The sequence below is a fragment of the Deltaproteobacteria bacterium genome (assembly GCA_019309045.1).
Lineage (GTDB): Bacteria > Desulfobacterota > Syntrophobacteria > BM002 > BM002 > JAFDGZ01.
Genome location: JAFDGZ010000043.1, coordinates 18,007 through 40,268 on the forward strand (window position 1 = coordinate 18,007; position 22,262 = coordinate 40,268).

A 22,262-nucleotide genomic window follows, 5' to 3' on the forward strand; every position below is an offset into this window, starting at 1 on the left:
TAGAATATAATGCCCGGTTCAAGCCTGAGTCTCTCCCACTCGTCCCTGGGAAGGATCGCTGCTGTGAGAACCCAAGGAGTCCTCCTCTTCCTCCTTGCCATCGGCAGATGACGAAGAAGGTTTGGCGGCCTCCTCCTGTCTGCGCTCTTGATCAACCATGTCTTGGGCAGTGAAGGTTCGGGTATATTTCAGATTTGGCTTGCTGGCATCGATGATGGCGTCTATGTCCTTGCCTTCAAGGGTCTCCCTTTCCATAAGAGTTTCGGAGATCTTGTGGAGCAGATCTTCGTGTTCTTGCAGGATCTTCTTGGCAGTGTGGTATGCTTCATCTATGATCCGCCGCACCTCTTCATCAATTTTGATGGCTGTTTGCTCACTGTAGTCACGATGTTGGGCGATCTCGCGCCCCAGAAAGATCTGTTCATCCTTCTGCCCAAAAGCGATGGGCCCCATGACCTCACTCATGCCGAAAACAGTCACCATTTTTCTGGCGATGTTGGTGGCCTTTTCTATGTCATCGCTGGCGCCACTGCTCTTGCGTGAGAAGACCAGCTCCTCTGCCACTCGTCCCCCCATGAGCTTTGCCAGGGTGTTTTTCATATACGTCTCATCATAAGAGAGCCGATCTTCCAGAGGCAGGGTCATGGTAACGCCCAGGGCACGTCCGCGGGGGATAATGCTCACCTTGTGCACAGGATCGGTGTTCGGCAGAAACTTTGACACCAGGGCGTGACCTACCTCATGGTAGGCGGTATTTCGCTTCTCCTCCTCGCTCATGATCATGCTCTTGCGTTCGGTTCCCATGAGGACCTTGTCTTTAGCGAGTTCGAAGTCTATCATTTCGACCCGATCTTTGTCCTTGCGAGCTGCCTGCAGAGCAGCTTCATTGACGAGGTTCTCCAGATCGGCGCCGGAGAAGCCCGGGGTGCCTCTGGCGAGAACGCTCAGATCCACATCACTTGCCAGTGGGGTCTTGCGAGAGTGCACCTGCAGTATACCCTCCCTGCCTTTGAGGTCCGGCAGCGGCACAACCACTTGACGATCGAAGCGGCCGGGCCGGAGGAGGGCAGGATCCAGCACATCAGGTCTATTGGTGGCGGAGATGAGGATTACGCCGTCATTGGATTCGAAGCCGTCCATCTCAACCAGCAGCTGGTTGAGAGTCTGTTCACGTTCGTCATGGCCGCCGCCGAGGCCGGCGCCTCTGTGGCGTCCCACGGCATCTATTTCGTCAATAAAGATTATACAGGGAGCATTCTTCTTGCCCTGGACAAACAGGTCTCTGACTCGAGAAGCGCCCACACCCACAAACATCTCGACGAAATCGGAGCCACTGATGTTGAAGAAGGGAACCCCTGCTTCCCCGGCAATTGCCCGGGCCAATAAAGTCTTGCCGGTTCCGGGAGGCCCCACCAACAGAACTCCCTTGGGAATTCTGCCGCCGAGACGGGTGAATTTCTTGGGATCACGCAGAAACTCGATGACCTCTTCAAGTTCTTCTTTAGCCTCTTCTATGCCAGCCACATCATCAAAGGTAACTTTACGAGCTGAGTCTGAAATGAGACGAGCGCGGCTCTTGCCAAATGACATGGCCTTGCCGCCGCCAGCCTGCATCTGGCGCATGAAAAAGATCCACACTGCAATGAGGAGCAGCATGGGGAACCAGCTGATGAGAATGGTCATGTACCAGGGTGAGTCTTCTTTGGGCTTGGCACTGATCTGCACTCCCTTGTCGCGGAGTTCCCGCATAAGGTCAGGATCATTGGGGGCAAAAGTGCGAAACGGGGCGCCGTCTTTGTATTTGCCGTAAATATCGTTTCCCTGGATGGTCACTTCACTGACTTCTCCCTGGGAAAGGGCGGCAATGAATTCACTGTAGCTGGTTTCCTGCCTGTTCTGGGTCGGGTGGTTGAACATGTTGAACAGCAGGATAAACATCAGGCTTATTATCAGCCAGAGGGCAAGATTCTTGTAGAAGGGACTCAAGGTTGTTCTCCTCACATAGTTTCTTTATAGAGATCTGTCAAAGACAGATACAAACCTTTTCAATTAACATACCACATTAGTCATTGCAAAGAAAATGTCAACACGATTGCTTTCCACTGTCCCTGGTGAAAAAGCTGAATTGCCGGCGGTGATTCTCCAGCAGTTCTCCAGCTGGCTGCAGAGTTGAAGCCTGTAACTTACAGTCCATGGAGATCAAGCGATGTGCAATTACCGGCAGGGATGCTGCTCTGCCTAGCCGGGGTGCGCAGGGGCATACTTTGCCAGGAGAATGCGCCTGGTGGCAGAGGTGACTTTTACCCGCTCGTCGATTCGCAGACCCACCACCCAGATTATGTGTTCCTGGCTGCAGAGCACGGGAATACGGCATCGCTGGTAGCGCGGCACCTTCAGGTCTATAAAGAGATCTTGCAATTTTTTGCTGCCTTGCATACCGAGAGGTCGAAAGCGATCGCCTGGCTGCACCGATCTGAGCAAAAGGGGGAAGGAGAGGCGGTCACGATCTAGCATTACCTCCAAGGGATCTCGGCTGATTTCAATGGATTCGCAGCGGTCGACCTGTTGAAGATGAATAGTGTGGTGCAACTGAAACACCTGGTAGGTCCCGAGAGAGGGAATTTCCAAATGCAATTCCGGCGGCGGCTCAGAAGAGCGCAGAGAAATTCTCAACCAGTTGTAGCTTCTTTCCGACATAAGTTGATTCGGCAGGTGCAGGGAGCCTCGAGATCGGCCAGCATGAATCTGCTGGCCGAGCATTTCGATATGGCGCAGGCCTATGCCTTGGAGCTTCCCTGCAACCTGTCGCAGTACCGTGCGCAGCAGGCGCCTCTGCATGGCCGGATGGCATTCAGCCAGGGCGTTGATCGGCAGCAGCACGGCGCCGTTTGCCTCTGAGACGGCATGCTGTTCGAGCCAGGAATTGAGCAAAGAATCCCAGAAGTCGTTCTCTTCCCTGGCTAAATTGGCGGTTTTTACCAGGGTGGCATTGAGGTTGGTGTTGAACTCTCGCTGTAGCCTCGGCAGCCATTTGAGGCGGAGAATATTCCTTCTGCACCACGGCTGCAAGTTGCTGGAGTCCTGGCACCATTCCTGATCCACCAGGCTCAAGTAGGCCAGGATTTCCTGGCGGTGACAATCAATCAGGGGCCTGGCAAGCCACTGGCCGCTTGTTGGCGGCATGCCGGCAAGACCTGCCGGGCCTGCGCCGCGAAACAGCCGCAGGAGCACCTCTTCTGCCTGGTCGTCGGCATGGTGGGCCACAGCGATCTTGGAAGCGCTTTCCTCCAGCATGATCTGGCGGAGACACTGGTAGCGGACAGCTCGTGCCGCCATTTCCAGGGATCCTCCATGAACGGCCTGCCAATCATTGACATTGGCTCTCTTCAGAGTGGCCGGCACCTTGAAGCGCTCAGCCAGATTCAGAACGAAGCGCGCCTCTTGCTCTGCCTCAGCACCGCGCAGGCCGTGGTGGACGTGGCCTACGACAAGATCGATTTCCAGTTGATCTCTGAGTGTATAGAGGATATGAAAGAGGGCGACCGAATCTGGGCCGCCTGAGACTGCCACCACCACCCGGTCTCCGGCATGAAACATGCGGTAGGCCGTGATCGTCTGCAATACCTTCTGCACTAACATGCTGTGGACTCCTTTGGGATATGCTGATTATATGTAAGGACAGGGAGGCTGTCCAGGGACCCTCGTTGACAAGGATTGCTGGCTGCTGCTTCACTCGCAGGGTTGCAGATTTACTGGATTCGAAAAATGGCAGGTTGCTTTTCCCCAGGCAATTTTGCGGCCGAACATAAAGTCGTCTCCTGTCATAAGGAGGCTTTCCGTGATATAAGAGACGGGCAGGTAATCCTACTGTTGTGACTGTGGGGGAGAGCTTATTTTTCCGGCTGGCTCCGGATGCGGCAATGATGGAATAGCATATGATGCAATGGCTACATGCTCTGGCTGACTGGGTGGTGCACTGGGCCCACACTCCCTATGGAGGAATAGCGCTGTTCATGCTCGCCTTCTGTGAGTCTTCTTTTTTTCCCATTCCACCGGATCTCCTCCTTATTGCTCTGTGCGCCGTGGATTCTCAGCAGAGCTTCTGGTATGCTTCCCTCTGCACTGCCGGCTCTGTTCTGGGAGGCATCTTCGGCTACGGCCTGGGCAGATTCGGCGGTCGTCCTCTACTCGAGCGCTGGGTGCGGCCAGAGAAGGTCAGACTCGTTGAACGTTACTATCGCCGCTGGGATGTCTGGGCTGTAGCGGTGGCAGGCTTCACTCCCATCCCATACAAAGTGTTTACCATCAGCGCTGGTGCTTTCCTTCTCCAATTCGGCCGTTTTGTCATTGCCTCCACAGGCAGCCGAGGGGCACGTTTCTTTCTAGTGGCGGCGCTCTTTTATTTCTTTGGGCCCGCAGTGAACAGCTTCATCTCCAAATACTTCAATGTGCTGTCAGTGCTTTTTGTAGTCCTGCTGATACTGGGCTTCTGGATCCTGCGCACTGTGTCCAGAGGCGCAGCTCAGGATTCCTAGGAGGTATTCTTGACAGTTCGGCGTGTTCTCATTGCAGTTCCCTGCTTGCTCCTGCTCTTTCTGGGGCAATCATATCTGTGGGTGCCAAACTATCAAGAGCAAACCAAGGGAAATCCCGCCCGCCTGGCAGAATACGTGACCGCCTCCATAGGCGACGCCCAGTTGCTCAATCCCATTCTCTCTTCTGACAGCGCCAGCAGTACGATTAACGGCCTGGTATTCGAGGGCCTGCTCGACTATGACGAGAATCTGAACTACCGCGGCAGATTGGCCACGACATGGAAGGTCTATGAAGAGGCCTATTTTTATCTGAACGAGCAGGCAGAGATTCCAGGCTTCGGCCGGGCGACTGCAGAGCAGGTACGGGCCATGCTCCTGAGAGCGGCCCAGAAACCTCCAGGAGGTGATGCTGCCCTGAGGCGGTCACTCGAGAATATCGAAGGGGTTGAAATCGAGCCTGCCAGGAGAGGCCGCCGTGAACTAGCTGGAGAACCCCGGGAAGGAGCGCAAGATCAGCAGGCTAGAGTCGAGATCAACTACCCCCCGAGAGTGAAGCTCACCCTGAAAGAAGTGGATCAGGAACTCTTTCCACAGCTCGAAAAACTGCTAGGGAGCAACTATTTTTCGACTTTCACTCCAGAACGCTACCTGCAGGTGCTCAGTCCACAGTTGAAGAAGAAAAAAGCAGTCTATGCCAGAAAACTCCTGCCGGCTACGGAGCAGAACCCCATAATTGTCTTCTATCTTCGGCCAGGAGTGAAGTTTCATGACGGCCATCCCTTTGGAGCCAGAGACGTAAAGTTCACCTTTGAGGCCATCATGAATCCCGCCAACCTGTCGCCGCGAGTCTCTGATTACGAACCGGTAAAATCAGTGGAGATCCTCGATCCACTGACTGTGAAAATTACCTACAAGCGGTTGTATTCCCCTGCACTCGGCACCTGGATGATAGGGATTTTGCCAGAACACCTTCTCAACCGTGCCCAACTCAGCAAAGAGGCGCGCGCTCGCGGGTTGGATCCTGCAACAATGTCAATTCGTCAAAGCGAATTCAATCGCCATCCCATAGGCTGCGGGCCGTATCAATTCAGTGAGTGGAAGTCTGACCAGTACATTCTCCTGAAGAGATTCCCGCAATACTGGGAGGGCCCGCCTCTCTATCACCGCTATGCCTACCGGATCGTGCCGGACGTTCTAACTCAGGAAATGGAGTTTTATGCTGGAACTCTGGACAGTTACAACGTGCAGCCCTATCAGGTACAGAGGCTCAAACAGGATGCCCGCTTTCAAAGCTTCTCCGGGCTCAGTTTTGGCTACACCTACATCGGCTACAATATGCAGCGGCCGCCATTCAATGACGTGCGGGTGCGCCGAGCACTGGGTATGGCCATTGATGTGGACAGCATCATCCGCTACGTTCTCTATGGCCAGGGAGAGCGCATTACCGGGCCTTTCCCCAAACAAACTGATTATTACAATAAAGCCGTCAAACCACTGCCTTATGATCCGCAGGGGGCGCTGGAACTTCTGGCTGAGGCTGGCTGGAAGCGGGGCAGGGAGGGCTGGCTGGAGAAAGATGGCAAACGGCTGCAGTTTACCCTGATCACCAATCAGGGCAACAACATCCGCAAGGCTATTCTTTCCATTGCCCAGGACTCATGGAGAAAGATTGGTGTGGATGTGCGGACTGATGTGCTGGAATGGGCAGTATTTATCCAGGAGCGGGTGGACAAACACGATTTTGATGCCCTTGTTCTCGGCTGGAGCATGGGAGTCGAGCCAGACCTCTACCAGATATGGCATTCGAGTCAGACGGGCTCTCATCAACTCAATTTCGTTGGCTTCAAAAACAAGGAGGCAGACGATCTTATCGTCAGGATCAGGCGGGAATACAATCGCCAGCGCCAGGTTGCCTACTGCCACAGGCTGCATGAAATTATTGCTGCGGAACAGCCTTACACCTTTCTCTATGTAGGGAAATGGACGGCCCTGTTAGACAAGCGCATCGTCATTGCCAGAAAGGACAGCAGCGGCAGGGTCTACTATGAAAAAATAAAGCCGACAAAGACGGGCAACTATACCTTCTTTTTCAACAGGTGGATCAAGCTGCCGGAAGTACCGAATTTTGCAGTGGAGGACTGACCCATGCTTTCTTTTCTTGGCCGCAGCCTTGTGCAGAAGACTGTAACCTTACTGTTCGTTATGGTAATTTCTTTTGCCATGGTGCACCTGGCTCCCGGGGAGCCGAGTCAGGTAGATCCCTTGAATCCCAAGTTCACCAGAGAGGTGGTGGAACGATTCCGCCAACAGTTCCATCTGGACAAGCCCCTCTCCCAGCAGTTCCTGCTTTTCTACAAAGATCTTTTCACTGGCAAGAGTGTGTCGTGGAAAGATGGTCGACCGGTACTGGGGAAGATCTATGAACGTTTTCTCAACAGCCTGCCGCTTTTTCTGGTAGGAACACTCATTACCTGGACTCTGTCCTTTCCGGTAGGCATTCAGGCTGCCATTCGCAGAGGCAGCGTTTATGATCGGGTCACCACGTTTCTTGCCTATCTGCTTATTTCCATCCCCGGCTTTTTTTTCGCCTATATACTTATCATACTGGTGGTGAATGGTCTGCATGTGCCAGTGATCGGCATGCGCACTTTCGGCCTCGGACACGCCGGCCTGCTGACCAGGTTTATGGATCGGGTGTGGCACATGGTCCTGCCCGCCATTCTGGGAGCCACTGGAGGCATTGCGGTGCTGTCGCGCTATGTGCGCAATCAGATGCTGGAGGTGGAAGGCCAGGACTATGTGCGCACTGCCAGAGCCAAAGGGCTGCCCGAGGAGCAGGTTCATTACAAGCATGCTCTGCGCAACGCCCTGCTTCCCTTTGTCACTATGTTCGGGCTGGTGCTGCCCGGACTCATTGGCGGTTCAGTGATTATAGAATCAATCTTTTCCTGGCCCGGGATAGGTCGGATGGCCTACGAGGCTATTCTGGCCAGGGACTATCCGGTGATCATTACAGTAAATTTTGTGTCGGCAATTCTGGTGCTCCTGGGCACCCTGCTTTCAGACATCCTTTATATGCTGGCTGACCCCCGGATCAAGCTGTAGCGCTCAGGGCAGGGAGAGAGGCCGGCTGCGGCAGCAAAAATTGCAGAGCAGGCAGCTCCCCTGAGACAAGAGAAGTACCGAGGAGAGTAATCCTGACTATGGACGGAAGTCATTTCAACTCCGGTGAAATGCCCCTGGAAGACATATGGACTCTGCCACCTCAGGAGAGCAGGCTGGCCCAGTTCTGGCGCGAACTGGGCAAGAACCAGCTGGCCCTGGGAGGTCTGGTGGTCCTGGTGTTTTTTTTCATTCTTGCCCTGGTGGGCGTTGTGCTGACCTCGGGCACTTCACCCACACTCGACCCTGGTCTGGTGCGGCTGCAGGAAAAACTGCGGCCACCCTTGTCGAGAGCCAAGCTTGAGGCCCTGCGGCCTGAGGAGCTCCCCTGGCTGGGCACCTACCTGCTCGGCACTGATGAACTCGGCAGAGATGTGTTCGCCCGCATGCTCCAGGGGGCCTGGGTTTCCCTGTCGGTGGGGTTTGTGGCTGTTGGCATATCCGTGTTCATCGGGATTGTCCTGGGCGGTCTGGCAGGCTACTATGGCCAGAAAACAGTCCGAGCTGGACCGGTGTTTGCTCTGTTGCTGGCGGCTGCGGCTCTTGCCGGAGGCGGCTGGCTGCCGGGATTCCTCCGTGTTGGGCTGGCTGCTGCGGCTGCTGCCGTGACCATCTTTCTGCTGCTCCGTAAGGGTCGGGTACACTCTGACAAGTTCGCCCTTCTGGACCTGGAGATTGTTAATATTGACATGCTCATCACTGGCCTGATCGACATTATGCTCTGCTTCCCGAGCTTTTTCTTGATCCTCACAGTGGTGGCGCTGCTGCCGGCCAGTATTTACAACATAATGATAGTGATCGGTCTCACCAGCTGGATGGGCGCCGCCCGCTTCGTGCGGGCCGAGTTTCTCTCTCTGCGCGAGCAGGATTTTGTCAGTGCAGCCCGCGCCCTTGGAATTTCTGACTGGCGCATAATCTTCCGCCACATGGTGCCCAACGCCATTGCGCCGGTGTTGGTGTCGGCCACTATTGGCATAGCCAGTGCCATCCTCACCGAGGCAGGTCTCAGCTTTCTTGGCTTTGGGGTGCCGCCGCCTCACGCCACCTGGGGCAATATTCTGTCGGATGGCAAGAACTACCTTTTTGACGCTCCCTGGCTGACCTTTATCCCGGGCATTGCAATCCTCATCGTGGTGCTGGCATTCAACCTCTTTGGCGAAGGTCTCAGAGACATGCTGAATCCCAAGCTGAAGGAAAGGTATTGAAATGCGGAATCCGGAATGCGGAATGGGGAGTGCGGAATGCGGAATGTCTGGCCAGGGCCGTGGATGGGGTTAGTTTCGAGGTGCGGTCGGCAGAGACAGTTTGCCTGGTGGGCGAATCTGGCTGCGGCAAGACGGTGTCGGCGCTGAGCATACTCGGGTTGCTGGCCAGGCCGCCGGCGATCATTGCTGGCGGCAGGATTCTTTTTCAGGGTGAAAACCTGCTGGAGATGACGGAAGCCGAACTCCAGAAAATTCGCGGCAAGAAGATCTCCATGGTATTCCAGGAGCCCATGACTTCCCTCAACCCTGTATTCACTATAGGGCAGCAGATTGAGGAGGTACTGGCGGTTCACGAGGGACTGGAAGGCGACAAGGCACGGGCGCGCATTATTGGACTCCTGGAGGACGTGGGCATCCCTTCGCCGGCAGAAAGGATTGATGATTATCCCCACAATCTCAGTGGAGGACAGAGACAGCGGGCAATGATTGCCATGGCGCTGGCCTGCAATCCACAGCTCATTATTGCTGATGAACCTACCACGGCGCTCGATGTGACCATCCAGGCGCAGATCCTGCATCTGTTCAAGAAATTGCAGGAAGAAAAGGAGATGGCAGTTCTTCTCATCACCCACGATCTGAGTGTGGTGGCGGGTATGGCAGAGCGGGTCTATGTGATGTATGCGGGCATCGTGGTTGAAGAGGGGTGGGTGGAACAGATTTTCAGAGAACCCTGCCACCCATACACAATGGGGCTGCTTGCCTGTCTGCCCGCCAGACAGAAAAAAAAGAGCGCCCTGTACACCATCCCCGGTGCAGTGCCCGAGCCAATCAGAAAGCCGCCGGGTTGTCCCTTTCACCCCCGCTGTGATCAGGCTGAGGAGAACTGCAGGCGTGAATTTCCTGAAATGTGCGATTTCGGCGCCGGCCACCGAGCGCGTTGTCCAGTTGTAGAACGGAAGCTGCGCCAGGGCCGAGTGGAAAAGCTGGGATGATCTTTGGGAAAGCTCATGAAATACCGCACAGGCAGCAACGGCGACCCCATTATTGAGACTGCCGACCTCAAGAAGTATTTTCCGGTGCGGCGCGGCTTCCTGCAGCGAGTAGTCGGACTGATCAAGGCGGTGGACGGCGTGGATCTGGTAATTCCCGCCGGCCAGACCGTCAGTCTGGTGGGCGAGAGTGGTTGTGGGAAATCCACTCTGGCCAAAGTGATTCTCAGACTGGAAGAGCCCACTGCCGGGCGCATATTCTATCGAGGAGAAGAGATCAGTGGACTCTCCCCCGCTGAACTGAAGCCTTACCGGCGGAAGATGCAGATCATCTTTCAAGATCCTTTCGGTTCCTTGAACCCGCGGATGACAGTGGGAAAATCTATTGAAGAGGGACTGCGGGTTATTGGCCTCAAGAGTTCGCAGCAGAGAAGGGAGCGGCTCAGAGAACTGCTGCATATGGTGGGGCTGCCTCCACAGGCTGCCGAGAGATACCCGCACGAATTCAGCGGTGGTCAACGGCAAAGGATTGGCATTGCCAGGGCCCTGAGCGTAGACCCAGAACTCATAATATGTGACGAGCCGGTTTCTGCCCTGGACGTTTCCATTCAGGCGCAGATTCTCAACCTTCTGGAAAGACTGCAGCAGGAGCTGGGTTTGAGCTACCTGTTCATCTCCCACGATCTGCACGTGGTGGAACATGTGAGCGATTGGGTTGCCATCATGTATCTTGGACATATTATGGAATGGGGGCCTGCCAAGGAAGTCTATGAGAGACAACTGCACCCTTATTCGAAGGCGCTGCTTTCAGCGGCCCCCGTGCCCGACCCTTCGAGCAAGCGGAGGTGGGAACCTCTGGTGGGTGATGTGCCGACTCCTTTCAATCCTCCGCCTGGCTGCAAGTTTCAAAGCCGTTGTCCCCTGGCGGAAGAGCGCTGCCGGCAGGAGGAGATCGACTTTTATGAGGTGGCTGCTGGTCACCGCGTGCGCTGCTGGAAAGTGACCGTATGAGCAGAGTGAGCATACCCGGCCACAGCGCTGAGTGCCAGCGAGGCCGGAGCACTTGTGAAAAAGCAGCAAATTCTGCAAAGAGGGTTCGTTGATCTCGACAGATATATGTGATACCAAGACAGCTGACACAAAGGCAATTGGCAGGGTTCGGCCTGGGAGGTGCAACAGTTTTTCTGGCGCCTGCGGGCAGAGTCCTGCTGGTGCAACTGCAGAAAAGGTGTTTGTTGACTCCAGCAGCGGCATGAACCAGGCAGGAAAGATTCGAGCAGATGACGTTTTCAGATGACAACAGCTTGCAGCTGCAGTCCACGGACGGTCGTCGGATATATTCTGTAAGTGATCTCACCCGCGAAATTCGCGGCTTGCTGGAGGATCACTTTCCCTTCATCTGGGTTGAAGGGGAGATCTCCAATTTCAGAGTCCCCGTATCAGGCCACTTCTATTTTGTACTCAAAGACGCCCACAGCCAGGTGCGGGCGGTGATGTTTCGCTCGCAGCAGCGCGGGCTTCGCTTCCAGCCAGAAGACGGCATGCAGGTTATCTGCCAGGCCAGGGTGAGCGTATACGAACCTAGGGGAGAATATCAACTGCTGGTGGAGGCCATGGAGCCCAGAGGTGTGGGCGCCCTGCAGCTGGCCTACGAACAGTTGAAAAAGCGGCTGGCAGCAGAGGGACTTTTTGCTGAAGAGCACAAGAAGGGTCTGCCATTCCTGCCGCAGAGAATAGGGGTGGTTACCTCGGCAACCGGGGCTGCCATCCGCGACATTATTCAGGTGGTGCGGCGCCGCTACAGCAACCTGGAGATTTATCTTTATCCAGTTCGGGTGCAAGGGGAGGGATCTGCCGAGGAAATCGTCGAGGGGATTGCCGCATTCAACAAGGACTTTCCAGTAGACGTTATCATTGTCGGCCGCGGAGGCGGTTCCTGGGAGGATCTGTGGTCCTTCAACGAGGAAAAGGTGGTGCGGGCCATCTATCAGTCAACTGTCCCTATAATTTCTGCGGTGGGCCACGAAATAGATACCACCCTGGCCGATCTGGCGGCAGATGTGCGAGCTCCAACGCCTTCGGCTGCCGCTGAGATGGTGAGCCAACAGAAAGAGGCGCTCAAACAACACCTGGAGACTCTGAAACAGCGACTGCAGAGCAGATTCCGCCAGTCTGTCCATCTGTGGAAAGAGAGACTGGAAAGTCGACAGCAGCGGTTGCGTCATCCGAGGACAATGCTGGTGGATATGAGAATGAGGCTGGATGACAATGGGCAGCGGTTGGAAGCAGCACTGCGTCGCCTGATGGTTGACAGGCAGCAGCTAGTTTCCAGGGAAGCGGCTCGCCTGGTGCATGCCAGTCCAGCCAGCATGATTTCTGCCTTGACTATGACCATGAGGCAGCTGGAGAAAAATCTGCAGCTGTTCAGCAGGCAGGCAGTGGCCAGCAAGAGGCAGGCGCTCGAGCGCTCTCTCAGCCGTTTGGAAACATTGAGTCCACTTGCTATCCTGGCCAGGGGGTATAGCATTACCACCACCTGGCCAGCCGGAGAAATTGTGCGTTCGGCCAGAGATGTGCAGACTGATGATCTGGTGCAGGTGAGACTGCATGAAGGAGCTCTCAGGTGTAAGGTGACCAAGACGAGCCATTGAGAGATTCGAGGGACCGTTGAAGTGGGTCTTGCAATATGGACAAATGGAGGATAAGTGGAGATAGTTTCTGGACTCGAGATGAGATTGCTGACAAGAGGCGTTACTGCACCCCGTGAGAGTAACCGGAGGCTCGCCCTGGAGGGACTCGGGTGGCAGCAAGGCCTCTCTGCTGAAATATGGAGGCAGGAGTAAATTACTTTGAAAGCGGCTGCACAGCTGATGAACAAGAAGATCTTCTGTAGGGTATTGATATTGTTATGGCTGCCAGCTTGCACATTATGGCTGCAAGGTGAGGCTGTGTCCGTGGCAGCAGGAGTCGTCGAGTTCAGAGAGCCTCTGGTCCAGGGAAGCGTTGCCAAACTTGTGGTCAGCGAGGTTGACGAACACTCGCTGGTTCGAGGCAGCTGGCAAGGGAAGCCACTGGGTTTCTATCCACTCGGACCAGGAAAATATGGTTCACTCATAGGTGTGGACCTGGGGCTGCCTCCGGGAAAATATCCGCTGAAAATACGTGTGGAAACAGGCGGCAAAACTACCATGCTCTGGCAGGAGGATATCCAGGTCGTCAAAAAGTTCTACGGGATAGAGCGGCTGCAGCTGCCCGAACGCATGGTGAAGCTGGACAGCCGTACTCTCAAACGGGTGCGCCGAGAGCAGCAAGTATTCAGACAGTTGTGGAACAAGTGGACGCCAGAACGTTATTGGACAGGCTCTTTTCTGAAGCCGGTAAACGGCAAACTGCTTTCTCCTTTCGGGCGCCGCCGCATTATCAATAATGAACCGCGGAGCCCTCACAGCGGCATTGATTTGCGAGCTCGTCAGGGAGAGCCAGTTATGGCAGCCAACCGCGGGCGGGTGGTGCTGGTGGGAGATTACTTTTTCCCGGGACGTTCCGTAGTAATAGATCACGGCCAGGGATTGTTTACCATGTACTTTCACCTGTCCAAAGTTAAGGTACAGCAGGGAAGCATGGTGGAGAGAGGAACGGTGATTGGTTTGGCTGGGGCCTCGGGTAGAGCGAGCGGTCCTCACCTGCACTGGGGCGTACGCCTCGATGGCGCCCGGGTAAACCCTGTGGAGCTTCTCGAGGCGACAGGGAGCTGAACAGGATGCTCTTGTGCTAATTCTTATGAATCACCCCGGGTCGTGACTCCTGGCAATCAGCCAAAGGGTGAATGCTGCGCAGTGTTGCCGCTAACGCTCGGGCTGCTGCGGTTGGCAAACCTCATCCCCTGAGCTTTGGCTCGCGGCAGCCCTGGCGAGCCCCCTTGAGCGGCACCTGGACAAAGTCCCAGTATTCACGGTGCTTACGATCAAAGGAGATATGACCAGTTACGATTTTTGAAAGTGGTGTATATTATGGCAAGAAAAAAGGAAAGTTTTGAACAGGCACTGCAGAAGCTGGAGGCCATTGTAGCTAGAATGGAAGAGGGGGATTTGCCTCTCGAGGAGGCTTTGAAGCTTTTTGAAGAGGGAGTGAGACTGGTCAAGTTCTGCAACAAGAAACTGGACGAGGCGGAGCGCAAAGTGGCCCTGCTTGTTCGCGACGAGAAGGGGGGGTTGCAAGCAACGCCTTTCATCGAGGCTGACGATGAAGAATGAATTCGAACTGGCTGCCTACTTGAGATTGCGCCGAGAAATGGTGGACGAGGCCCTGGAGCGGTTTCTTCCTCCTCTCGAGACCATTGAGGCCAGGGTAGTGGAGGCCATGCGCTACAGCCTTTTTGCTAAGGGCAAACGTCTGCGCCCCATCCTTTGTCTGGCTGCGGCTGAAGCTGTGGGCGGCCTGGCGGAGAATGCCCTGCCAGTTGCCTGCGCCCTCGAAATGATCCACACTTACTCTTTGATCCACGACGACCTGCCTGCCATGGATGACGACGAGTTGCGGCGGGGAATTCCCACCAGCCACAAAGTGTTTGGTGAGGCCATGGCCATACTGGCCGGCGATGCTTTGTTGACCGAGGCCTTCCATTTGCTCAGTCGAGTCGACACCATGCCGTCTTCAACTGCAGTGAGAATCATTGAGGTGATTGCAGCAGCCGCTAGCTACAGGGGAATGGTAGGAGGCCAGGCAGTGGACATGTTGTGGCAGAATACCACAGCAGATATTGAACTGGTTCGCTACCTGCATCGCAAGAAGACAGCAGCGCTCATCGGTGCTTCACTGGAAACAGGTGCTATGGTGGGCGGCGGCTCTGAGGAGCAGATTGGCGCCCTGAAGCGCTATGGCCATGCCATTGGCCTTGCTTTTCAAATAGTGGATGATGTCCTTGACATCGAAGGTGATCCAGCAGTGCTGGGGAAGAGGACCGGTGTGGATGTGGCTAGAGGTAAGGCCACCTACCCGGCGCTGCTGGGGTTGGAGCAGTCACAGGTGGAGGCCGAGGAAAAAGTAGCGGACGCCCTGGCTGCTCTACACGGTTTTGATGACCGGGTGAAACCGCTACGCGCGATTGCCAGGTATATCCTCACCAGAAAAAGATAGCGGCGCACAGGGAAAGAGGCAATATGGCAAAAAAGGAACAGGAAAAAGCTTCATTGCTGTCGCGCATCAACAGTCCGGCTGACCTGAAGGTTCTTTCTCTCAAAGAGCTGGAACAGTTGGCAGCGGAGATCCGGACCGAGATTATCTGTACAGTGGCCCAGAACGGTGGTCACCTGGCAGCCAATCTGGGCACTGTGGAGCTGACACTCGCCCTTCATCGGGTGTTCGATGCTCCCCGGGACGTTATTATCTGGGATGTGGGCCACCAGGCTTACACCCACAAGCTGATCACAGGCAGAAGGGAGCAGTTTCACACCCTCAGGCAGCATGGAGGCATCAGCGGCTTTCCCAGAAGAACGGAGAGCCCCTATGATACCTTTGGCACAGGACACGCCAGCACCTCCATTTCCGCAGCCCTGGGATTTGCCACTGGCAGACACATGAAAGGTGAAGGTGGCAGGGTGGTTGCAGTCATAGGTGACGGATCCATGACAGGTGGCATGGCCTTTGAGGGCCTCAACCAGGCAGGCTTTCTTGAGAAAGATCTGATCGTAGTGCTCAACGACAATGAGATGTCCATTGCACCGAATGTGGGGGCCCTTTCTTCTTTTCTCAGCCGCAAGAAAACGAGCAAGATCGCCCATCATTTCAAGAAAGAGATCGAAAGCCTGCTCAATTCCATTCCAGGGATAGGCAGCAATATACTCCAGCTGGTCAAAAGGGGTGAGGACTCGTTCATGAGTTTCTTTACTCCCGGGATGTTATTTGAGGCTCTCAAGTTCGAATACATTGGACCTATCCGCGGCCACCGGCTGAGCAAGCTCATCGAGGCGTTTGCCAATGTTCAGCATCTCGAAGGGCCAGTGCTGGTGCATGTGCTAACCACCAAGGGCAAGGGCTACCAACCGGCTGAATGCAATCCCGCCAAGTTTCATGGTCTGGGCTCCTTCAAGGTGCGCACCGGAGCCCCTCGCAGCGAGACAGCTGCACCATCCTACACCAGGATTTTTGGTGAAACCCTGGCAAAATTCGCAGCAGAAGATGAGCGCATTGTGGCAATTACTGCTGCCATGCCTGAAGGGACGGGCCTGAGTGAGTTTGCCAGACTCTATCCCGATCGCTTCTTCGATGTGGGCATCTGCGAGCAGCACGCCGTAACTTTCGCCGCCGGTCTGGCCCTGGAAGGCTTCAAACCTGTGGTGGCCATCTACAGCACCTTTCTCCAGCGCGGCTTTGATCAGGTGATTCACGACATCTGCCTGCAGAACATAGCGGTTGTCTTTGCCATGGACCGCGCTGGTCTTGTGGGAGAAGACGGCCCCACTCATCATGGACTATTCGATCTTTCATATCTCCGCTGTATTCCCCGGATGGTGATCATGGCCCCTGCTGATGAGAACGAACTGCAGCGCATGTTGAAGACGGCTCTGGAGTACGACGGTCCCATAGCATTGCGCTACCCCCGGGGCAGTGCGCAGGGTGTGCCGCTGCAGGATCCTGTCACGCCGGTGGAAATCGGCAAAGCCAAGGTGATTCGGCAGGGAAAAGACCTGGCGATCTTGGCCATAGGCAATCGCGTGGCGACTGCTGCGGAGGCTGCCGGAGTATTGGCTGCAGAGGGAATCGAGGCTGCGGTGGTAAACTGTAGATTCGTGAAACCTCTGGATAGAGAAGTTGTCTTGCGCATGGCTTCAGACACAGGCAAGCTGATCACCGTGGAAGAAAATGTCCTGCAAGGAGGATTTGGCAGCGCGGTCCTTGAGACGCTGGCAGACGACGGGCATCCTGCAGTTCGTGTTGTCCGGCTGGGGATTGGCGATCAGTTTGTGGAACACGGTTCTCAGGCCATTCAGCGAAAACGCAGCGGCATAGACAGCGGCGCCATCATCAGGGCCGCAAGGGCGCTGGTCAGAGAAAATGACAAAGGAGAAGCTGCGTCTGGATAAGCTCCTGGTAAGGCGGGGATTGGCGGCTAGCCGCCAAAGAGCACAGGCCCTTATTCTTGCCGGCAAAGTGCTGGTAGATGGGCAAAGGTTGGACAAGGCTGGTCAGCGGGTTGCGGCCGCTGTGGAAATAAAAGTCCTGGAGTCAGAGGAGGATGCCTACGTAAGCAGAGGCGGGCTCAAACTGGCGGCTGCTCTAGATCATTTTGGCCTTGCCGTGGCCGGGCTGACAGTCATGGATGTGGGCGCCTCAACCGGTGGCTTTACCGATTGTTTGCTCAAACGGGGTGCTAGAAGAGTCTATGCGGTGGATGTTGGCTATGGACAGCTTGCCTGGAAGCTGCGGCAGGATGAGCGGGTGGTGGTCCTGGAGCGCTGCAATGTACGCTATCTCAGTAAAGACCTGGTGCCAGAGACAGTGGATCTGGTGACCATTGATGTCTCATTTATTTCTTTGAAGAAAGTAATTCCCAGTGTGACACCTTTCAGCAAAGATGGCGGCCTGCTGCTGGCGCTCATCAAGCCTCAATTCGAGGTGGGACGCAGCCAGGTGGGAAAGGGCGGCGTTGTACGAGATCCTGAACTGCACAACAAAGTAGTTGCCGAGGTGAGTCAGTTCTGCCTCGACCTAGGGCTGCAGGTCAAGGGAACGGTTGAATCCAGCCTGCTGGGTCCGAAGGGAAATCGTGAGTTCTTCTTACTTGCAAAGAGGGCAGGCGGGTAAGGCATAATAGATCAGGGAGTAAACACCCCGGTATTCGGGGCGGCTCAGACTCAGAGGATTGACTACATCCAGTGAAGCTACGTCTCATTCTGGTGGGAAAGGTCAGGGAACCTTACCTTCAAGAAGGCATTGCCAGTTACCTGCAGCGGCTCAACCGTTATTTGCCGGTAACGGTCACGGTTGTCAAAGCAGAACGGCTGACAAAGTCAAACCCGCCAGAGAGGATAGTGGACCTCGAAAGCAGGAGGGTGGCTGCAAAGGTGCCCCCGTGGGGGCACCTGGTTGTTCTGGATCGCCGGGGAAAACAATTCAGTTCGCTGGCGCTGGCGCGCTGGTGGAGCCGCCTCGAAAGGGAAGGTTGCCGGGAACTCTGTTTTGCGGTGGGTGGCGCGCTCGGGTTCTCTGATTCGCTGAGACAGCGGGCTGACACCGTGCTGTCCCTGTCAAGAATGACCTATACCCACGAAATGAGTAGATTGATACTGCTGGAGCAGCTGTATCGGATCCACACCATATTAAGGGGAGAGAAATACCACAGGTGAGTGGTTAAACTGCTTCCACGCTGGTTATTTCAGGTATCTGCTGTTTCAGAACCCTTTCAACACCGGCCTTGAGAGTCATCTGTGACATGGGGCAGCCATGACAGGCCCCGGTGAGGCGAACCTTGACAACGCCGTTTTCTTCCACGTCCACCAGCTCGATGTCTCCGCCATCGCGCTGCAAAGCTGGGCGGATTTTGGTAAGTGCCTGTTCAACTCTATCTCGCATGCAATTCTCCTTTTTACAGCAATCTGTAACCTGGTCAGCAAAACCTATGGCCACAGAAAGTATCTGTTCAATTATTCTTCGCAGGTGGCTATATTTCTGTAGAGCATGCTGCCGGGCTGTGGTTGCAAACTCTAGCTCATTTCACTCTTGCCCTGCGAATATTACGTACTATAACTACTGGAGGGGGCGATTGCAACCTAATTCTCCTTCAAGCCTGGTCGGAATTTCGTGGCTCACATCTTGCAAAAATGGCAACAAGCGTGGGAAGTTTGAAATGGAGGGGCCCGAAAGGGATATCCATGCTCCTCCTGTCTGCATGAATTGAGCAGCGAGGGAAGAAGAGTATGAAAGAGCAGCTTATAAGCAAGATTAGAAGCCGACAGAGCATGATTGGCATTATCGGGCTTGGATACGTGGGCCTGCCTCTTATGCTTCGCTTTACTGAAGAGAGGTTCCCGGTAGTTGGTTTTGACATTGATAAGAACAAGGTGGTCAAGCTGAATAAAGGTGAGAGCTACATAGGTCATATTGCCAGCGAGGAGATTGCTGCAAGACGAGCGGAGGTTAGCAGGATTTCTGATGGCAAGGAAGTTCCTTTATTCGAAGCTACAACCAACTACAGCCGCAGTGCAGAAATGGACGTCCTGATTCTGTGCGTACCTACACCACTGGATATACACCGGGAACCTGATCTCTCCTTTGTCCGGTCAACCATGACATCAATTTACCCACACCTCCGGCCGGGGCAAATGTTGTGTCTCGAAAGCACAACATATCCAGGAACCACTGAAGAGGAACTGCAGCCCATGATTGAAAGCCGCGGCCTGACCGTAGGTAAAGACATTTTTCTGGTGTATTCCCCGGAGCGGGAAGATCCGGGGAATCCAAAATATCACACTAGAAATATCCCCAGGGTGTGTGGAGGAGTGACAGAGAATTGTCTCGAGGTGGGTGTGGCGCTCTATGGGGAGGTGGTGGAACGAGTGGTGCCCGTGTCATCAACCAGGGCGGCTGAACTCACAAAGCTGCTGGAAAATATCTACCGGGCGGTAAACATAGGACTTGTAAATGAACTGAAGATGGTTGCTGACCGAATGGGTATCGATATCCATGAAGTGATTGATGCTGCGGCCACAAAACCGTTCGGCTTTACCCCGTTTCATCCCGGCCCCGGCCTTGGCGGCCACTGCATCCCCATCGATCCATTTTATCTCACCTGGAAGGCGAGGGCCTTCGGTCTCAACACTCGCTTTATAGAACTCGCTGGTGAAGTCAATACAGCTATGCCCCACTGGGTGGTAGAGAAAGTTGCTGAAGGCTTAAATAACCGAGGCAAGCCCATCAAAGGGGCAAAGATTCTCGTTCTGGGCCTGGCATACAAGAAAAACGTGGACGATCCAAGAGAATCGCCTGCCATGGAAATTATGGAGATCCTTCGCGCCAAGGGAGCGGAGGTGAGTTATAGCGATCCTTACATTAGAGTGTTTCCTCGGATGCGCCGCTACCATTTCAACTTGAAGTCTGTTGAACTGACGCCAGAAAATTTGCAGAGCGTGGACTGTGTAGTTCTGGTTACCGACCATGACGCCTTTCCCTATGATGCCATCGAGAGATATGCTTCGCTCATCGTAGACAGTCGGGGAGTGTATCGCCAAAAGAGAGACAATGTAATTAAGGCTTAACTTCACAATCAGAACGAAAACCTTAATAAAAAAACCAGGTTAATTTCATTTTTACCCTTGACATTTGGCAAGTTATATTTTAGGGTGAATGACAATTAGTTTATACCCCCATTACAATACTCAATAGGCGCACTACCTATTGATCCTGTTTGACAAGCATTATGAGAACGATGAAAATTTGGCAATACAGAGTAGCGATATCTGCAGCAGTATCTGACTGTGGGCTAGGTGAGTACTGAATTCGGCATTAGGTGCTAGCGACGACTGGACAATTTGGTGGGGGCTAGGGGCATCAGCACAACTGAAACATCGTCTTCCAGAACCTTCTCGAACATGATGGCGCACCCTACCCGGTTTGTCTTTGTCCCCAATTGCGGAATCAATCAAAGGTTGTGAGGGTAGGATATTTATGACATGGCGGGAAGGTTCTGGAAGGCAACCTATGTCTAGGAGGGGCATCAATGGGCAACAGACCAGAGAAGATCTTTCAACACGGCAGTGTAAAAGCAGCTATTTTTCACAACGAAATCTTCAAAGACGGTCAAGGCTTTTCCGTAAAAAAGGTTTCCTTCCAGAAATTATATAGAGACAGTGAGGGCAACCTGAAGACCACCGCAAGTCTCGACGTCAATGACCTTCCCAAGGCTGTGCTCGTCCTGCAAAAAGCCTATGACTACCTTACTGAACGCTCATTTACTGAAGAGGTGGACGCAGTTTAACATTATGTCCGGCGAGGAGGCGTTTTGTGAAGAGGGGAAAAGGGGCACTACCAATGCAGCACACCATGCCCCTCGTCGGACATCTCCCTCTTCATGTTCACCACGGCTGGCACTGACTCTTTTGAGACGCTGGACGCCTTCTTACTTTGAACCTGTTGCCAATATGATGTGCGGAGTGGTTTTTTGGGATATAATGTGCCGTTGCTATACTGGCAACTTTGCTTCCCACTCCCAGGCAGTTTTTATAATGAGTGACAGATCATCATATTTTGGCTGCCAGTGGAGGATCTGTTTTGCTTTTCTGCTGTCAGCCACCAGAACGGCAGGGTCACCCGGTCTGCGGGCTGTTTCCTCTGTAGGGAAATCCACCCTGGTTACTTCTCTGGCAGCCTGCACCACTTCTTTTACTGAATAGCCGTGGCCATAGCCCAAGTTAAAGATGCCGCTTTTTTTCTCTGCCTGCAAATAATCCAACGCCTTGAGATGAGCATCGGCCAGATCGTAAACGTGGATGTAATCTCTTATGCACGTTCCATCGGCGGTAGGATAATCAGTTCCAAAGATCTGCAGTTTGGCAAATTCTCCTTTGGCCGTCTTGAGGGCCCTGGTAATGAGGTGGGTGGCTTCAGGATAGACCTGCCCCAGTTGGCCTTCAGGATCGGCACCCGCCACATTGAAATAGCGCAATGATATGTAAGCAAAATCAGGCGTTGCCTGCGAGTGGTCTCGCAAGATTAGCTCGATCATCATCTTAGAGGTGCCATAGGGATTAATTGGTGCCATTTCACTGTTCTCATCTATCGGTACCTGCTGTGGTGTGCCGTAAACCGCAGCAGTTGAAGAAAAAATCAAGTTCGGCACACCACAGGCTTGCATGGATTCCAGAAGATTGAGAGTGTTGGCAGTATTGTTACGATAATATATGAGAGGATGATGAACGCTTTCTTCCACTGCGATTGAGGCGGCAAAGTGCATGACGGCATGGGGCTTGAACCGCAACAGGGTGTTGTGCAGGGTAGTACTGTCTGCAAGGTCTGCCACAAGCAGCTCACCGTGGAGGACAGCCCAGCTGTTACCGGTGGAAAGATTGTCGTAGACTAGAATTTCATGTTTTTTTTCTCCCAGAAGCTTGACCACGTGACTGCCAATATAACCTGCGCCTCCAGTGACCAGGATTCTCAAGAGCGTCTCCCTCAAAAGCTATATTCTACTGAAAACCAGAATATGCTGTTGTTCCTATCTCTTCCCTTGACATACTTTTCATTGTCGATGGATTCGTAGCGATAGCCACCGCGCAGCATGAGATTGTCCAGCTTGTACCAGGTGGCATCCAGATCTATTCTGTCCGTTTTTTGGGCGATGTTAGCCTTGATTCCAGATTTCTGGTGGTTCAGGCCCA

General features: G+C 54.1%; 20 protein-coding genes. 15 read left to right on the forward strand and 5 right to left on the reverse strand.

Annotated elements, in window-relative coordinates; genetic code table 11:
- Positions 1-18: 18 nt before the first annotated feature.
- Entirely contained in the window at positions 19-1,986 is a 1,968-nt protein-coding gene (gene ftsH / locus JRI89_10660; GenBank protein ID MBW2071702.1) for an ATP-dependent zinc metalloprotease FtsH, read from the reverse strand.
- Between the two features lie 252 nt (positions 1,987-2,238).
- Positions 2,239-3,639, reverse strand: a complete 1,401-nt coding sequence (gene tilS, locus JRI89_10665) for a tRNA lysidine(34) synthetase TilS (protein ID MBW2071703.1) — start codon at positions 3,637-3,639, stop codon at positions 2,239-2,241.
- Between the two features lie 299 nt (positions 3,640-3,938).
- Here tilS and JRI89_10670 point away from each other — a divergent pair, with 299 nt between their 5' ends.
- The 13 genes from JRI89_10670 (at position 3,939) to JRI89_10730 (ending at position 18,236) form a co-directional block, all read left to right on the forward strand.
- On the forward strand, positions 3,939-4,535 hold the full coding sequence (locus JRI89_10670) for a DedA family protein (GenBank protein MBW2071704.1): 597 nt from the start codon (positions 3,939-3,941) through the stop codon (positions 4,533-4,535).
- A 9-nt stretch (positions 4,536-4,544) separates the two neighbouring features.
- Entirely contained in the window at positions 4,545-6,677 is a 2,133-nt protein-coding gene (locus JRI89_10675) for a peptide-binding protein (protein ID MBW2071705.1), read from the forward strand.
- A gap of 3 nt (positions 6,678-6,680) precedes the next feature.
- Positions 6,681-7,640, forward strand: a complete 960-nt coding sequence (locus JRI89_10680) for an ABC transporter permease (GenBank protein MBW2071706.1) — start codon at positions 6,681-6,683, stop codon at positions 7,638-7,640.
- Between the two features lie 128 nt (positions 7,641-7,768).
- Positions 7,769-8,902 carry an ABC transporter permease gene (locus tag JRI89_10685; protein ID MBW2071707.1) on the forward strand — a complete coding sequence of 378 codons (1,134 nt, stop codon included), beginning with the start codon at positions 7,769-7,771 and terminating at the stop codon, positions 8,900-8,902.
- A complete protein-coding gene (locus tag JRI89_10690) occupies positions 8,899-9,894 on the forward strand; it encodes an ABC transporter ATP-binding protein (GenBank protein MBW2071708.1) in 996 nt (331 codons plus the stop codon). Before JRI89_10685 ends, JRI89_10690 begins: the two co-directional genes overlap by 4 nt.
- Before the next feature lie 15 nt (positions 9,895-9,909).
- The gene (locus tag JRI89_10695) at positions 9,910-10,902 is read left to right on the forward strand and encodes an ATP-binding cassette domain-containing protein (GenBank protein ID MBW2071709.1); all 993 of its coding nucleotides are present in this window, start codon (positions 9,910-9,912) and stop codon (positions 10,900-10,902) included.
- Positions 10,903-11,171: 269 nt separating this feature from the next.
- Positions 11,172-12,542 (forward strand): exodeoxyribonuclease VII large subunit, encoded by a 1,371-nt coding sequence (locus tag JRI89_10700; protein ID MBW2071710.1) that lies wholly within the window; start codon positions 11,172-11,174, stop codon positions 12,540-12,542.
- A 303-nt stretch (positions 12,543-12,845) separates the two neighbouring features.
- Positions 12,846-13,646 carry a M23 family metallopeptidase gene (locus tag JRI89_10705; GenBank protein MBW2071711.1) on the forward strand — a complete coding sequence of 267 codons (801 nt, stop codon included), beginning with the start codon at positions 12,846-12,848 and terminating at the stop codon, positions 13,644-13,646.
- Positions 13,647-13,901: 255 nt separating this feature from the next.
- The gene (gene xseB, locus JRI89_10710) at positions 13,902-14,144 is read left to right on the forward strand and encodes an exodeoxyribonuclease VII small subunit (protein MBW2071712.1); all 243 of its coding nucleotides are present in this window, start codon (positions 13,902-13,904) and stop codon (positions 14,142-14,144) included.
- Positions 14,134-15,027, forward strand: a complete 894-nt coding sequence (locus JRI89_10715) for a polyprenyl synthetase family protein (protein ID MBW2071713.1) — start codon at positions 14,134-14,136, stop codon at positions 15,025-15,027. The genes xseB and JRI89_10715 overlap by 11 nt, the downstream gene beginning before the upstream one ends.
- A gap of 23 nt (positions 15,028-15,050) precedes the next feature.
- Positions 15,051-16,973 (forward strand): 1-deoxy-D-xylulose-5-phosphate synthase, encoded by a 1,923-nt coding sequence (locus tag JRI89_10720; protein MBW2071714.1) that lies wholly within the window; start codon positions 15,051-15,053, stop codon positions 16,971-16,973.
- Positions 16,945-17,694 (forward strand): TlyA family RNA methyltransferase, encoded by a 750-nt coding sequence (locus tag JRI89_10725; GenBank protein ID MBW2071715.1) that lies wholly within the window; start codon positions 16,945-16,947, stop codon positions 17,692-17,694. The genes JRI89_10720 and JRI89_10725 overlap by 29 nt, the downstream gene beginning before the upstream one ends.
- 71 nt (positions 17,695-17,765) lie before the next feature.
- Positions 17,766-18,236: a 23S rRNA (pseudouridine(1915)-N(3))-methyltransferase RlmH gene (locus JRI89_10730; protein MBW2071716.1), complete on the forward strand. Its 471-nt coding sequence runs from the start codon at positions 17,766-17,768 to the stop codon at positions 18,234-18,236.
- Between the two features lie 4 nt (positions 18,237-18,240).
- Here the strand turns inward: JRI89_10730 and JRI89_10735 are convergent, their stop codons facing one another.
- The gene (locus JRI89_10735) at positions 18,241-18,462 is read right to left on the reverse strand and encodes a NifU family protein (GenBank protein MBW2071717.1); all 222 of its coding nucleotides are present in this window, start codon (positions 18,460-18,462) and stop codon (positions 18,241-18,243) included.
- Positions 18,463-18,806: 344 nt separating this feature from the next.
- On the opposite strand from JRI89_10735, the gene JRI89_10740 reads away from it, so the two are divergent.
- Both JRI89_10740 and JRI89_10745 read left to right on the forward strand, forming a co-directional pair.
- A complete protein-coding gene (locus JRI89_10740; protein ID MBW2071718.1) occupies positions 18,807-20,144 on the forward strand; it encodes a nucleotide sugar dehydrogenase in 1,338 nt (445 codons plus the stop codon).
- A 461-nt stretch (positions 20,145-20,605) separates the two neighbouring features.
- Entirely contained in the window at positions 20,606-20,863 is a 258-nt protein-coding gene (locus JRI89_10745; GenBank protein ID MBW2071719.1) for a hypothetical protein, read from the forward strand.
- Positions 20,864-21,067: 204 nt separating this feature from the next.
- On the opposite strand, the gene galE is transcribed toward JRI89_10745, so the two are convergent.
- Together galE and JRI89_10755 are read right to left on the reverse strand one after the other, a co-directional pair.
- On the reverse strand, positions 21,068-22,045 hold the full coding sequence (gene galE, locus JRI89_10750) for a UDP-glucose 4-epimerase GalE (protein MBW2071720.1): 978 nt from the start codon (positions 22,043-22,045) through the stop codon (positions 21,068-21,070).
- Between the two features lie 11 nt (positions 22,046-22,056).
- Positions 22,057-22,262 (reverse strand): hypothetical protein (locus tag JRI89_10755; GenBank protein ID MBW2071721.1); only part of this gene is annotated, 206 nt, incomplete at its 5' end.

Excerpts from the sequence above, each read along its gene's own strand:
- JRI89_10745 (MBW2071719.1), top strand. The coding sequence starts at position 20,606 with ATGGGCAACAGACCAGAGAAGATCTTTCAACACGGCAGTGTAAAAGCA.
- JRI89_10680 (MBW2071706.1), top strand. The coding sequence starts at position 6,681 with ATGCTTTCTTTTCTTGGCCGCAGCCTTGTGCAGAAGACTGTAACCTTA.
- JRI89_10670 (MBW2071704.1), top strand. The coding sequence starts at position 3,939 with ATGCAATGGCTACATGCTCTGGCTGACTGGGTGGTGCACTGGGCCCAC.
- JRI89_10725 (MBW2071715.1), top strand. The coding sequence starts at position 16,945 with ATGACAAAGGAGAAGCTGCGTCTGGATAAGCTCCTGGTAAGGCGGGGA.
- JRI89_10740 (MBW2071718.1), top strand. The coding sequence starts at position 18,807 with ATGAAAGAGCAGCTTATAAGCAAGATTAGAAGCCGACAGAGCATGATT.
- xseB (MBW2071712.1), top strand. The coding sequence starts at position 13,902 with ATGGCAAGAAAAAAGGAAAGTTTTGAACAGGCACTGCAGAAGCTGGAG.
- JRI89_10715 (MBW2071713.1), top strand. The coding sequence starts at position 14,134 with ATGAAGAATGAATTCGAACTGGCTGCCTACTTGAGATTGCGCCGAGAA.
- JRI89_10735 (MBW2071717.1), bottom strand. The coding sequence starts at position 18,462 with ATGCGAGATAGAGTTGAACAGGCACTTACCAAAATCCGCCCAGCTTTG.
- JRI89_10700 (MBW2071710.1), top strand. The coding sequence starts at position 11,172 with ATGACGTTTTCAGATGACAACAGCTTGCAGCTGCAGTCCACGGACGGT.
- JRI89_10695 (MBW2071709.1), top strand. The coding sequence starts at position 9,910 with ATGAAATACCGCACAGGCAGCAACGGCGACCCCATTATTGAGACTGCC.
- JRI89_10685 (MBW2071707.1), top strand. The coding sequence starts at position 7,769 with ATGCCCCTGGAAGACATATGGACTCTGCCACCTCAGGAGAGCAGGCTG.
- tilS (MBW2071703.1), bottom strand. The coding sequence starts at position 3,639 with ATGTTAGTGCAGAAGGTATTGCAGACGATCACGGCCTACCGCATGTTT.
- JRI89_10720 (MBW2071714.1), top strand. The coding sequence starts at position 15,051 with ATGGCAAAAAAGGAACAGGAAAAAGCTTCATTGCTGTCGCGCATCAAC.